Genomic DNA, 12838 nt, shown 5'->3' with positions numbered 1-12838 from the left:
TGCACCTGCAGCCGCTGTTGTCAGGGCAGGTTGCTTTTCACATCCTCCGGAGACGATTCCCCTGGATTGGCGCCGCGCGGTGCGACCACGCCGATACCTGCCCGCCGGTAAAAATTATACTCGGCATTTTTCCCGCAACCGTCGATCAGCAACTCGTCCTTTTCATAGATCACCTGCAGCAACTCGCGGGTAGCCAGTTCATATTCGGACGTCATCTGCAAAGCCAGGGTCGGACACGCTTCGGTGCAGAGACCGCAAAAAATGCAGCGGGAGAAATTAATGCGAAACCAGGCGGCGTAGCGACGTCCGTCCTCACGCTCGGCTGCCTGCATGGAAATGCAATCGACGGGACAGGCGGCGCTGCATAGATGACAGGCCACACAGCGCTCCTCGCCGTCCGGATCGCGGGTCAACACCAGCCGCCCCCGGTATCGCGGCGCCGGCGTCTGCTTACGCTCGGGATAACAGACGGTCACCGGCCGGCGAAACAAATAGCGCAGGGTCACCCAGAACGGCAGGATGGTCCCCTTGATGTCTTTCCACAAACTCATGTCAGCCTCGCCAAATCAGCCATGCAGCTGTAACCAGAATATTCAACAACCCCAGCGGCACCAGGATTTTCCAACCGAAAGCCATCAACTGGTCATAACGCAGCCGCGGCATGGTGCCGCGAACCCAGATGAAGAAAAAAGCCACTCCGAGTACCTTGATCAGAAACCAGCAGATTCCCGGCAACAGTGGCCCGTACCAGCCGCCGAGAAACAGCACCGTCAGCATGGACCCCAGAACGATCAGGTTGAGGTATTCCCCGACGAAAAACATGCCGAACCGCATGCCGGAATATTCCGTATGAAAACCGGCCACCAGCTCGTTTTCGGCCTCGGGCATATCGAAAGGGGTACGCTTTGATTCGGCCATGATGGCGACCAGGAAGATAAAGAACGCCAGCGGGTGCCTGAGCATGTTGGGCAGAGACTGCTGCGCTTCAACGATGGCGGTCAGGGAAAAGGACCGGGCCGTCATGACAACCGGTACGATGGCAAGTCCCATGGCCAGTTCGTAGGAAATCATCTGCGCCATGGCGCGGAGGCCGCCAAGCAGGGCATATTTGCTGTGTGAGGCCCAACCGCCCAAGGCGACACCGTAAACCGCAAGGGAGGACAGGGCGAAAAGATACAACAGCCCGATATTCAGATCGCAGATCACCATCGGCAGGCTGCGATCGAAAAGTTGCAGCGGCGCTCCGAAGGGGATCACGGCAAAAGCCAGCAGTGCCGTGATGGTGGAGATGGCCGGCGCCAGCATGAAAACCCAGCGATCGGCGCGCTGCGGGATCAAGTCTTCCTTGCAAAGCAGTTTGATAAGATCAGCCAGGGGCTGCAACATCCCACCCCAGCCGACCCGGTTCGGTCCGTAGCGCATCTGCATGCGCCCGAGAATTTTACGCTCCGCCAGCACCATATAAGCCGCCAGGGTGAGCACCGTCCCCAGCACCAGGCCCAGTTTGATGACAATCAGAATGAGGGTCAGTAACGTATCATTCATGGGTCAGGCTTTCTCGATGCGGCAGGACAACGGTTCGACTCCCGGCACCAGCGGTTCAAGCAGGGTTCCACGCAACCGCGGCACGATGGCCATGCCGGTGGCCATATCCCCGTTGAGGCGAAGCTTCAGATCCAGTTCCCCGACAGGCGTACATAATCTCACCATCTTGCCCTCTTCCAGTTTCAGCCGTGCGGCATCCTGCGGATGCAGCATGACATAGGGCTCCGGCTTGACCGATTGCAGGCAGGACGAAAGGTCGCTGAGCAATTCCGAGCCGTAAAGGGTTTCGGTAACCAGCAACTGCAGCTGGTCGGCGGCGGCAGCACTGCCGACACCCTCCTCGGGCACAGGTGGAGCCGGTCGCGCCGCGGCAATACGCCGGCCTTCATCGCCGGCCGCCAGCATGCTCAGGCCGGCAAAGCAGTCATCGGCCTTTTCGAGTTCGCAACGCAAGGCGGCAGAGTCGGCCTCCCGGCCCAACAAACCGGCCAGCGTGGCCCAGGCCGGCTGCGGTTGAGAACCGGGTATCTCACGGCTGAAAAAGCGTGGCGGATGACCGCCATCGACACTTTCGGAAAGAGGCGTCCCTGCGGCAAAAACCTTGGCGAAGGCCTGCATGCGGCCTTCGTTGTTGATCAGGGTGCCGGCGGTTTCCTCGAGAGCAGTGGTCGGAAAGAAAAGATCGGCCTCCTGAACGGTGGCGGTGGCAGCGCAATCGAACACCGCCAGCAGATCAAGACGCGCCAGAGCCGCACGGCAGCGTTTGCGATCCGGAAAATCGGCCAGGGCATCGGCCTCAAAACACAATAAGGCCTTGATACGACCCTGCTCTATACCCTCCAGCAGGGTATCGAAGCTCGGCCCGTCGCCACTCAGCATGGCTCCGCCAAAGCTGTTGGGCCCGTTCAACAACAACATGCTGCGACACAGGCTCTGCTGCTCCGAACAGGCTTGCGCTGCCCGCAGCAACGCTTGACTGCCGCCTGGCCCGAGCACATCGGTACCGCCGATGAGCACGGGGCTTTGGGCCTCCAGCAAGGCGCGTCCCAGCGACCCGCCGAGTTCCTCCAGATTGGAGGCAAAATCGGATTGCCGGGGCTGACCGAGTGCTTGCAGCAAACGAGACATCTGGCCCGATGACACCACGTGTCGCTCACAGGTCATGGGCATTTCCACCGGCCGCGGATCGACAATCACTATGCGGGCGCCACGACGTGCGGCCTGACGCAAGGCCAATGCCAGCATCGGGGCCTCGGCCAGGGGATCGGCACCGATGACCACGGCCACATCGCATTGACGGATATCCGCCAGGCTTGCCATGCGCTCGGGACGCTGGGAAGCCGCGACACGCGCTGCCAGGTCCCGCCGCGGATGGGCTTCGAAACAGAGCCGGTCGCTACCGAGAGAGGCCGCCCAGCGTTGGACCAGGAACTGCGTTTCGAGACTGGCGCGGGACGAGGAAAGCAACCCGATACTGCCGGAGCCGAATAACTCGACCAACTCATGCAGCTGCGTCTGCAAGGAGGCCAGAGCTTCCTGCCGGGTCACCCGCCGGTGTCCGACCAACGGATTGCGCGGACGCTCGGGATGATTGACGTAACCGTAGCCGAAACGTCCCCGATCGCAGATAAAGTGGCCATTGGTCTGGATATTGGTGCGGGCCCGTCGACGTTGCAATTCCCGGTAACGCGCGCCGGCAGAGACGGCACAACCGAGGGAACAGTGGGGGCAGATGGAAGCAGCTTCCTGCAAATCCCAAACGCGACTTTTAAAACGGTAGGTTTTATCGGTCAACACACCGGTCGGGCACACATCCACCAGATTGCCGGCAAAGGGACTTTCCAACGGTCCATCCGTAAAACGGCCGAAATAAAGGCGTTGGCGCGATCCCAGGACACCGAAATCGGTGCCACCGCAATAATCCTGGTAGGTACGCACGCAACGATAACACTGGATGCAGCGATTCATTTCATGGGCAATAAACGGCCCCAGGTCCTGATTCCGATAGGTCCGTTTAGGACCGGTATAACGTCGGATGCCGTGCCCACCGGCGACGGTCATATCCTGCAACTGACACTCGCCGCCTTCGTCGCAGACCGGACAATCGTGAGGATGGTTGGTCATCAGCCATTCGATCACCTGAGCCCGATAAGCGAGCACCTCTGCGCAACCGGTATCGACCACCATGTCGTCCTTTGCCGGGAGCATGCAGGACATCTGAATGCCCTTGACCGGGCCATCTATGACCTTGACGGCGCACAGCCTGCAGGCACCGACGGAACCAAGCGCCTCGTGGTGGCAAAAATGCGGGATCTCGATGCCGAGTTGTCTTGCGGCTTCGAGAACGTTGGTTCCCTCCGGCACGGTGACGGTCTGGTTGTCGATAGTCAAAGTCGGCATGCTAAATAAATCTCAAGGTGGTTAAGGAGTCAGCCTGTCTCAGGCTTGGAAAGGACAGCGCCCCAATCGAACATGGTCTTCCAGTTCTTCGGCGAAATGCCGCAACAACCCGTCTACCGGCCCCATGGCCCCCAGAGCCAGGGCACAGAAGGAACGACCGTTGATATGCAGCAATTGCTCCCGCAGCATGGCCAGATCCTCGCGACTTCCTTCGCCCCGCTCCAGACGCTCCAACAGCCAGCAGACCAGCGGCAGTCCGTCGCGACAGGGAGTGCACCAGCCGCAACTCTCGCGAGCGAAAAACCGCAGCAGATTAAGGGTTACCGCCACCATGCAGGTACGGTCATCGAACACCACGACCCCGCCGGTGCCAAGCCGGGTGCCGACTTGCTCGAGGGGTTCGTAGTCGAGGGCCACATCCATATGTTCGGCGGTCAGATAGGGCGTCGAAGCGCCGCCGGGCAGACAGGCTTTGAAAGAACGATTCTGCCAGACGCCTCCGCCGAAATCGCGAATCAGTTCACCCAATGGCATACCGAGGGGCAGCTCCACGCAACAGGGCGTTTCCAGATGCCCGGCCAGCCCGTACAGTTTGGTACCGGCACCCTGCTCGGTCAGCGCCAGCCCCTTGTACCAGGCGGCTCCGCCGGTAATGATATGCGGAATGTTGGCCAGCGTCTCGATATTGTTCAGTGCCGTCGGCTTGCCGAACAGGCCCTTAACCGCCGGAAAAGGCGGTTTGGAACGGGGATTGGGACGCAACCCCTCCAGACTGTTGAGCAAGGCGGTTTCCTCACCGCAAATATAGCGACCGGCGCTGCGATGCACATGGACTTCGCAACAGAAACCGCTGCCGAGGATATTGTCCCCGAGCAGACCGGCCTCTTCGGCCTCGGCAATGGCCCGCTCCAGATTGGCGGCGCACTGCCGGTAGGCATCGCGCAAAAAGATATAGGCGGTGCCGATGCCGAGGGCATAACAGGAGATGATCACCCCTTCCAGCAGGTGATGCGGGTCGGCCAGCAGCAGTTGCCTGTCCTTGAAGGTACCCGGCTCCATTTCGTCGCCGTTGCACACCAGATACTTTTCACCGGCATTGTCACTGGGAAAAAACGACCACTTCACGCCGGTTGGAAAACCGGCACCGCCGCGACCGCGCAGTCCCGAAGCCTTGACCTCTTCACGCACGGATGCCGGCGTCATGTCCTGCAGGGCTTTCTGCAATCCCCGGTAACCGCCGGTCTTGCGATACCCCTCAAGAAACACCGTCTGTCCGGCGCGGCGGTTTTTGAACAGCAGCGGCTCGCAGGTTCTCATGACGCCACCTCCGTTCGTTCGCTGTCCAGAATCGACTCGAGCTGCTCCAGGGCAACCTGACCATAAAGGGTCTTGCCGATACGTACCGCCGGAGCTTCGCCGCAGGCTCCCAGACAGCAGGTCGGCAGCAAGGTGAACATACCGTCGGCGGTGGTTTCACCCGGCGCAATACCGAGCAACTGCTGCAACCGCAGCATAAGCGCCTCGCCGCCCCGGCTCCAGCAACAGATGGAATCGCAGACATGAATAACCTTGCGCCCCACGGGGCAACGGTAAATCTTGTCGTAAAAGGTCGCGATTTCTTCGACCTGCAAGGGCGAAAGCCCGAGGATAATGGCGGCAAGCTCCACGCCTTCGTCGGAAACCCAACCGTTGGCATCCTGAATGGCGTGCAGCACGTCCAACACCATTTCTCGCGGATGGGGGGTTTCCTTGACGCGGCGCTTGAGCTGCGCGATCTGTTTTTCCGAAAGTACTGTCGCCATATCAGCGGTCCAGGTCGGCAAGCACATAGTCGAGCGAGCCGAGGATAGTGATAACATCAGCCACCAACCGGCCGCGACTCAACTGCGGCAAGGCCTGCAGGTGGGGAAAACTCGGCGTGCGGATGCGCAGACGATAGGCCCCGGTACCGCCATCGCTGACGGCGTAGTAGCCGCATTCACCTTTGCTCGATTCAATGGCCCGATAACATTCGCCGCGGGGCGCCGCAGGGCCACGACTGACATGCAGAAAGTGATGAATAAGACTTTCGATATCCTGCAGACCATCCTCCCGTTTGGGATAAGCATACCGATATTGGTCGCTTATCCAGCGCCCTTGCGGCATACCCTCGGCAGCCTGGCGCACAATACGCAAACTCTGACGCAACTCTCCGAGACGCACCAGGTAGCGGGCGAAACAGTCTCCTCCCCCGGCCGTAACCACATCGAAGTCAAACTCGTCGTAACCGCCATACGGCATGCTTTTGCGCAGGTCCCAGGCCAGCCCGGTGGCGCGCAGGTTGGGACCGCTGAAACCCAGCTCAACGGCCTGCTGCCGGCTGACGGTTCCGATACCTTCGGTGCGTGCGCGGAAAATGGGGCCGCCGGTGAGCAAACGGTCAAACTCGTCGATGCGAGCTTCGAAATCTCTGGTAAAAGCTTCGACCGCCGCCAGCCAGCCATCGGGCAGATCGTCGGGCACGCCACCGATACGGAACCAGGCGGGATGCATGCGCCCACCCGTGATCAGCTCGATGATGTCAAAAATCTTCTCGCGGCTGTCGAAGGCGTAGAACACCGGCGTCATGGCGCCGACATCGTGGGCAAAAGTTCCCAGCCATACCAGGTGGCTGGCGATACGGAACAGTTCGCTGAGCAGGACGCGGATATAACGGGCCCGCGGCGGTACTTCGACCCCGCACAGCGTTTCCACGGAATACAGATAGGCCAGATTGTTCAACGATCCGGCCAGATAATCGATACGATCGGTATAAGGGATGTACTGGTTCCAATGCTGGCGCTCGGCAATCTTCTCCGCGCCCCGGTGATGGTAGCCGATTTCCGAATCGAGATCGACGATCTCTTCGCCGGCCAGCTGCAGAATCACCCGCAGTATGCCATGCGTCCCCGGGTGTTGGGGCCCCAGATTGAGGATGGACAGCGACTGATTGTCGACCGGGGCCCGGTTACTGAAGAAATGGGAACCCTCCGGCGGCACCATGGTCGTGGCCGTATCACGGGTAAATGGCGGCATATCGGTGGCGCGGCTCGGATGAGACTTGCGCAGCGGGTGCCCCTGCCAGCCTTCCGGCATAAGAATCCGCCGCAGGTCCGGATGACCGGCGAACCGAACACCGAACATATCGAAGGCCTCGCGCTCGTACCAGTTGGCTGCCGGCCACAGCCCGGTGATAGAGGGAACTTCGGCCCGGTCGTTCCTCAAAGGCGCCTTGACCCGCAGATAACCTGCCCGCTCAAACGACAGCAGGTGATAGACCATCGTCAGATCATGAGCGGGCCGCTGGCTGCGTGCCGTTTCGTCGATGGCCGTCAGATCCTCGAGGCGCTCATACGGCTGATCGATGTCCTGCTTGAGAAACCGCAACAACTCCGGCACCTGGGCGGGGTCAGCCACCAACGTCGGCATATCGGCACCTTCCTCCTGCCGAACGTCATCGCCGAAACGTTCCCGAAGCTGCTCCAGCAGCGGTGCGGTTGACGCGGAGAAAGCGATTTTCGGCTGGGGCGGGCCCCACATGCCGGCAGCGCGATGGCCCTTGAAGTCGGGATGCTGCTGAGCCGTTCCGCGAATAGGGCAATGGCCGTATCCGGGCCCGCGGGTATCCCGGGTTTTACTGGAACCGTCGATAAGGATCGGTACCGTGGTACCCTCATTCCCACCGCGCAGATTCAGCACCGGCCTGGCGGGGCTCTCTTTCCGCGCAATCTTCTCCTGCAGCGTCATCAGGCCCTGCATGAAAGCCTCCGGGCGCGGCGGGCAACCGGGAATATAGACATCCACCGGGAGCACCTGGTTAACCCCCTGCATGACGCTGTAAACATCGTACATGCCGCCGGAATTGGCGCAACTGCCCATGGCGATCACCCACTTGGGGTTGGCCATTTCCTCGTAGACACGCAGCATGCTGGCCGCCATTTTTTTAAACGGCGTACCGGCGATAACCATCAGGTCGGCCTCGCGCGGCGTACCGCGCAACACTTCGGCGCCGAAGCGCGCCAGGTCGAAGCGTGGCGTCATGCTGCCCATCATCTCGACAAAACAACAGGACAGACCGAAAAACATGGGCCACATGCTGTTTTTTCGTCCCCAGTTGATGGCATCGTCCAGGGTCGTAAGAATGATATTTTTAGGAATCGATTCGCTCATCCGTTACAGTATCCTCAGCGGCGCTGCGGCCCCCAGTCAAGGGCTCCCCGGCGCCAGAGATAGATCAGCGCGACCAGCAAGGTAATGATGAAAAAAGCGATTTGCGCAAGACCGGCCCAACCCAGCAGATCGTAGGCCACCGCCCAGGATGCAATGAACGCCACCTCGACATCGAAGACCACGAAAAAGATGGCAGTCAGATAAAAAGGAACGGGATAACCCGGCCGGGCGGGGCCGGTCGGTTCCACACCGCATTCATAGGGCAGGTTTTTAAGGGGGGTGCGACTGCGATGACCCAGAAAACGGGCCGCCAGCAGCAGGCTGACGACAATGATACAAGCCAGAGCAACGTAGAGGGCCAAGGCCAGAAGGTCCCAACCCAGAGGCGAAAACAGTGCGTCAGGGCCGACCTGTTGCGTGGAGATATGTTCTGAAACCATGCGGTCTTCCCCTCGGACAGTCAAGACTGAACCAACAGTAAATATCGCCAAGAATAACACAGTTTTAAAGGATATCCAAGGTGGGACTTTTAACGAAGACAGCCCCACCGCCGAATAGGCGGTGGGGCTGTTTATTTTGGCGTCCCCAGGGGGATTCGAACCCCCGTCGCCGCCGTGAAAGGGCGGTGTCCTAGGCCAGGCTAGACGATAGGGACTTAAATGGTGAGCCGCGTAGGATTCGAACCTACGACCATCTGATTAAAAGTCAGATGCTCTACCAACTGAGCTAGCGGCTCCTTGCGACGGAGGCCACTTTATACGCGAAAGCTCTCGGCGAGTCAACCTTTAAGATGAGAGTTTCCAGCCGACAAGAAAAAAATCAAACAACGGAGGAACAACCATCGGCGATAGCCTGACGGGCAAGCTCGTCGCAACGTTCGTTTTCCGCATGCCCGGCATGGCCACGCACCCAGTGCCAGCTGACTTCATGTTTGGAGACAAGCACCAGCAACCGCTCCCAGAGGTCACGATTGGCGACGTCTTCTTTTTTGGAGTTTTTCCAACCTTTTTTTTGCCAGCCGTGAATCCACTCCGTCATCCCCTTGCAGACATACTGGGAATCGGTAGTCAAACGCACCCGACAAGGCCGGGTAAGAGCTTCCAGCCCGGCAATGGCGCCAAGCAATTCCATGCGGTTGTTGGTCGTTTCAGGATCGAAACCCGACAGTTCGCGAACACGTTCGCCGCACCGCAACAGGGTACCGAAACCGCCAGGCCCCGGATTGCCGGAACAGGCACCATCGCTGAAAATCTCCACCATGGAGCGGGATTCGGACATACAACCCTTCCCAAAAAGTGATCGCTGCAGCATTACAGCAAAGCGCATATGCAGACAGCCCCACTACCGCGTGGGCAGTGGGGCTGTTGACTTTGGCGTCCCCAGGGGGATTCGAACCCCCGTCGCCGCCGTGAAAGGGCGGTGTCCTAGGCCAGGCTAGACGATAGGGACTTAAATGGTGAGCCGCGTAGGGATCGAACCTACGACCATCTGATTAAAAGTCAGATGCTCTACCAACTGAGCTAGCGGCTCCTTGCGACGGAGGCCACTTTATACGTGAAAGCTCTCAGCGAGTCAACCTTTTTTTTCGCGATGGCACGATTAATTTTTCTCAACCGTGAAAAGGCCTCGCTCATTGCCACCGAATGATCAGATTTCTACCTTATTTCACCCTACTTGTCAAAGGGATTTTTGAGCTGGATGGTCTGATCCCGACGCGGACCGATAGAGACCAGCACAACCGGGCACCCCGACACCTCTTCGATCTTTCGCAAATAGGCTTGAGCCTTGGGCGGCAGCGTCTCAAAAGAGGTAGCACCCTCCAGATCGACCTGCCAACCTTCCACCTGCTCGTAAACCGGCTTGCACTCTTTCAGAATATCGAGGTCGTGAGGAAAATCCTCCAGCAGTTCGCCCTGGTAAGAATAAGCCGTGCAGACATTGATGGTATCCAGGCCATTGAGCACATCCATCTTGGTAAGGGCCAAACCGGTCATACCGCTGATGCGTACAGCCTCCCGCATGGCCACGGCGTCGAACCAGCCCGTACGACGGGGACGGCCCGTGGTGGAACCGAATTCATGCCCCTCGCTTCGCAGCTTTTCCCCCATTTCGTCGTGCAGTTCGGTGGGAAAGGGTCCTTCGCCAACGCGCGTCACATAGGCTTTGACGATGCCGACAACCTCATCGATGACAGTAGGCCCGACGCCGCTGCCGGTACAGGCGCCGCCGGCGACCGTCGACGAGGAGGTCACATAGGGGTAAGTGCCATGGTCGATGTCGAGCAGCGCCCCCTGAGCGCCTTCGAACAGCACGTTGCGTCCTTCGGCAATACTCCGGTTGAGGAGCAAGGAAGCCCGGTCGACATATTTGGCCAACTCGCGGGCATAGACGCTGTACTCTTCCACGATAGCCTCTTCCGACAGAGGCTCGCCGCCCAGATACTGCTCAAGATAAAAGTTCTTCTCCGGCAGCATCTCCTTGACCTTGCGGACAAAAGTATCGGGGTGAACCAGGTCCATGACCCGGATACCACGGCGAGCCACTTTGTCCTCGTAGGTCGGGCCGATGCCCCGGCCGGTGGTCCCGATCTTGCGGGCGCCGGATTTCTGCTCGCGAGCAATGTCGAGAGCCTTGTGATAAGGCATGATGATATGGGCGTTACCGTCGATGACCAACTGCTTGTCGTCTTTAAGGTAGCCCTTCTTCTTCAGCTGGCCGATCTCCTCCAGGAAAACCTTGGGATCAAGCACGACACCGTTTCCGATAATACAGCGCTTGCCCTCGTGCAGGATACCCGATGGGATAAGATGCAAAATGGTCGTCTCTTCTCCCACAACCAGGGTGTGGCCAGCGTTGTTGCCCCCCTGAAAGCGCACCACGTCATCAGCGTGCTCGGTGTAGATATCGACAACCTTGCCCTTTCCTTCATCGCCCCACTGGGCACCAACAATAACAACATTTGCCATGTGTGAATCTCCTGATCGCTATTACAGGCGAAATTCTCCAGCGAGAACCGCTTGCAGGGAAATCGTTTGTTCGCTGCCGTCGGCGAGCCGTATCAGCCGCACGTCGCCTGCCTGGTCCGCCACCACCATAACATGGCGGAAATGCATTTTCCGGCCATAATCGAGGCTGTCCTGCAGAGAACGTTCAATAATATCGCGGGCACAGGCATAGCCCTGATCGCGCAGGGCACGCGCCAGGCTCTGCGCTGCACGCTTGTCCGGCCCGCTTTGCAGAATCATGACATCAAAAGGCTGAACAGCGGCGCTTTCGAGGGTCCGGTCGAGAGCCATCAGCAGATTGAGCAGATTAAAGGCAAACCCCGTGGCCGGCGCATCCATGCCGTAACGTGCCGTGAGGGTATCGTAACGCCCCCCCGAGCAGACAGCCGTACCCATCCCGCTGAGAAAGCCCTGAAAGGTTACGCCGGTGTGGTAGCCAAGACCACGCAACTCCCCGAGGTCAAACGTCACATGCTCCTCTACGCCGTAAGCTTCGAGGACCGCAAGTATCTGACGCAGATTTTCCAAGGCCCGGCGCGAGCGGTCGTTAACCACGATGTCCGCAGCCCGGTCGAGGACTTCACGCCCGCCGAACAGGCGCGGCAAAGCCATGACCTCTGCGTATTTGCGATCGTCAAGCGAAAGCTCCGACAACAGCTCCGAAAGACCCGATGCGTCTTTGCGCGCAATCGCCTGCTGTACTGCCAGGGCCTGTGGCGCAGGAAGGTTCAGGCCATCCATCACCCCATGGAAAAACTCCACCTGGCCTATGTCGACGGTAAACTCGGTGGCGCCGAGCGATTGCAGGCATTCGATCGCCATGGCGATCATCTCGGCATCGGCCTCGGGCCCCTGCAAACCTATCAATTCCACTCCGGACTGTATGATCTCCCGATCTTTGCCGGCCTGCTGTTCGGTATGACGCAGAACCTTACCGTTATAGCAAAGGCGCTGAGGCAGGGGAGCGCCCTTCATTCGGGTAGCGACGATCCGGGCTACCTGGGGCGTGATATCCGGACAAAAGGCCACCAGCTTGCCATTTTGCCGATCATCGAAACGAAAGGTTTTGTCGCGCAGCCCCGCACCCAGACCACGTTCGAGTACATCCAGGTATTCCAGGGTGGGCGGCATGATGGGGCGAAAGGCCCAGCGATGAAAAACATCCTTGAGGGACTGTTTGAGATACTCGAGCTTGGCGGCCTTGTTGGGCAGAAAGTCCTTGACCCCCCTCGGCAGCATGGCTTCCGGGACGGTTATTTTGCGGTTCATGGGCAATGTACATATCCTTTCCGGGAGAATCAGGTCCGGTAACGGGTCTGGACGATTGATAAAAATCACCAAACAGTGAAACTATCAATCCCCCCGGAGAAAGTCAAGATTCAGGGTGTTTTCCCTGCAAATTGTCGGCATTGCCCCCAAAAAAAAGGCTCCGCACATGCATGCGGAGCCCGGTAAGCTAAAATCGGAAGGATCAAACTTTGGCTACGTTGGAGGCCTGCGGCCCCTTGCTGCCCTGGCTGACTTCGAAGCTGACCCGTTCGCCTTCATTGAGAGACTTGTACCCGTCGACCTGAATGGCGGAGTAATGCACAAAAACATCGGGACCGTCATCCTGGGTGATAAAACCGTAACCTTTGGCATCGTTGAACCACTTAACCGTACCCTGAATCATACCTGCTTGCTCCTTCCGTTGTTTCCGG

At 59.0% G+C, this 12838-nt stretch carries 11 protein-coding genes and 4 tRNA genes; all 15 read right to left on the bottom strand.

The genetic code is table 11. From position 1 onward, the window contains the following. Positions 1-20: 20 nt before the first annotated feature. Positions 21-551 carry an NADH-quinone oxidoreductase subunit NuoI gene (gene nuoI / locus PCAR_RS01675; protein ID WP_011339872.1) on the bottom strand — a complete coding sequence of 177 codons (531 nt, stop codon included), beginning with the start codon at positions 549-551 and terminating at the stop codon, positions 21-23. Between the two features lies 1 nt (position 552). Next, a complete protein-coding gene (gene nuoH, locus PCAR_RS01670; protein ID WP_011339871.1) occupies positions 553-1545 on the bottom strand; it encodes an NADH-quinone oxidoreductase subunit NuoH in 993 nt (330 codons plus the stop codon). Positions 1546-1548: 3 nt separating this feature from the next. Further along, positions 1549-3945: an NADH-quinone oxidoreductase subunit NuoG gene (gene nuoG / locus PCAR_RS01665; RefSeq protein WP_011339870.1), complete on the bottom strand. Its 2397-nt coding sequence runs from the start codon at positions 3943-3945 to the stop codon at positions 1549-1551. A 39-nt stretch (positions 3946-3984) separates the two neighbouring features. Next, positions 3985-5262, bottom strand: coding sequence for an NADH-quinone oxidoreductase subunit NuoF (gene nuoF / locus PCAR_RS01660; RefSeq protein WP_011339869.1), 1278 nt, complete (start codon positions 5260-5262; stop codon positions 3985-3987). Continuing rightward, the gene (gene nuoE, locus PCAR_RS01655; protein WP_011339868.1) at positions 5259-5747 is read right to left on the bottom strand and encodes an NADH-quinone oxidoreductase subunit NuoE; all 489 of its coding nucleotides are present in this window, start codon (positions 5745-5747) and stop codon (positions 5259-5261) included. The genes nuoF and nuoE overlap by 4 nt, the downstream gene beginning before the upstream one ends. A 1-nt stretch (position 5748) precedes the next feature. Next, positions 5749-8133, bottom strand: a complete 2385-nt coding sequence (locus PCAR_RS01650; protein ID WP_011339867.1) for an NADH-quinone oxidoreductase subunit B/C/D — start codon at positions 8131-8133, stop codon at positions 5749-5751. A gap of 14 nt (positions 8134-8147) precedes the next feature. Continuing rightward, entirely contained in the window at positions 8148-8573 is a 426-nt protein-coding gene (locus PCAR_RS01645) for an NADH-quinone oxidoreductase subunit A (RefSeq protein ID WP_011339866.1), read from the bottom strand. Between the two features lie 137 nt (positions 8574-8710). Then, positions 8711-8788: transfer RNA gene (locus tag PCAR_RS01640), tRNA-Glu, on the bottom strand. Between the two features lie 5 nt (positions 8789-8793). Beyond that, positions 8794-8869, bottom strand: a tRNA-Lys gene (locus PCAR_RS01635). 83 nt (positions 8870-8952) lie between these two features. Continuing rightward, positions 8953-9411 carry a ribonuclease HI gene (rnhA, locus tag PCAR_RS01630; protein WP_011339865.1) on the bottom strand — a complete coding sequence of 153 codons (459 nt, stop codon included), beginning with the start codon at positions 9409-9411 and terminating at the stop codon, positions 8953-8955. A 93-nt stretch (positions 9412-9504) separates the two neighbouring features. Further along, positions 9505-9582: transfer RNA gene (locus PCAR_RS01625), tRNA-Glu, on the bottom strand. Positions 9583-9587: 5 nt separating this feature from the next. Continuing rightward, positions 9588-9663 (bottom strand) — tRNA-Lys (locus PCAR_RS01620). A gap of 140 nt (positions 9664-9803) precedes the next feature. Next, positions 9804-11099, bottom strand: coding sequence for an adenylosuccinate synthase (locus tag PCAR_RS01615; protein WP_011339864.1), 1296 nt, complete (start codon positions 11097-11099; stop codon positions 9804-9806). 21 nt (positions 11100-11120) lie between these two features. Further along, positions 11121-12407 (bottom strand): ATP phosphoribosyltransferase regulatory subunit, encoded by a 1287-nt coding sequence (locus tag PCAR_RS01610; protein WP_011339863.1) that lies wholly within the window; start codon positions 12405-12407, stop codon positions 11121-11123. Positions 12408-12609: 202 nt separating this feature from the next. Further along, positions 12610-12810, bottom strand: a complete 201-nt coding sequence (locus tag PCAR_RS01605; protein ID WP_011339862.1) for a cold-shock protein — start codon at positions 12808-12810, stop codon at positions 12610-12612. Positions 12811-12838: the final 28 nt, after the last annotated feature.

Source organism: Syntrophotalea carbinolica DSM 2380 (assembly GCF_000012885.1).
Lineage (GTDB): Bacteria > Desulfobacterota > Desulfuromonadia > Desulfuromonadales > Syntrophotaleaceae > Syntrophotalea > Syntrophotalea carbinolica.
This window is presented reverse-complemented; position numbering and strand designations above follow the sequence as displayed.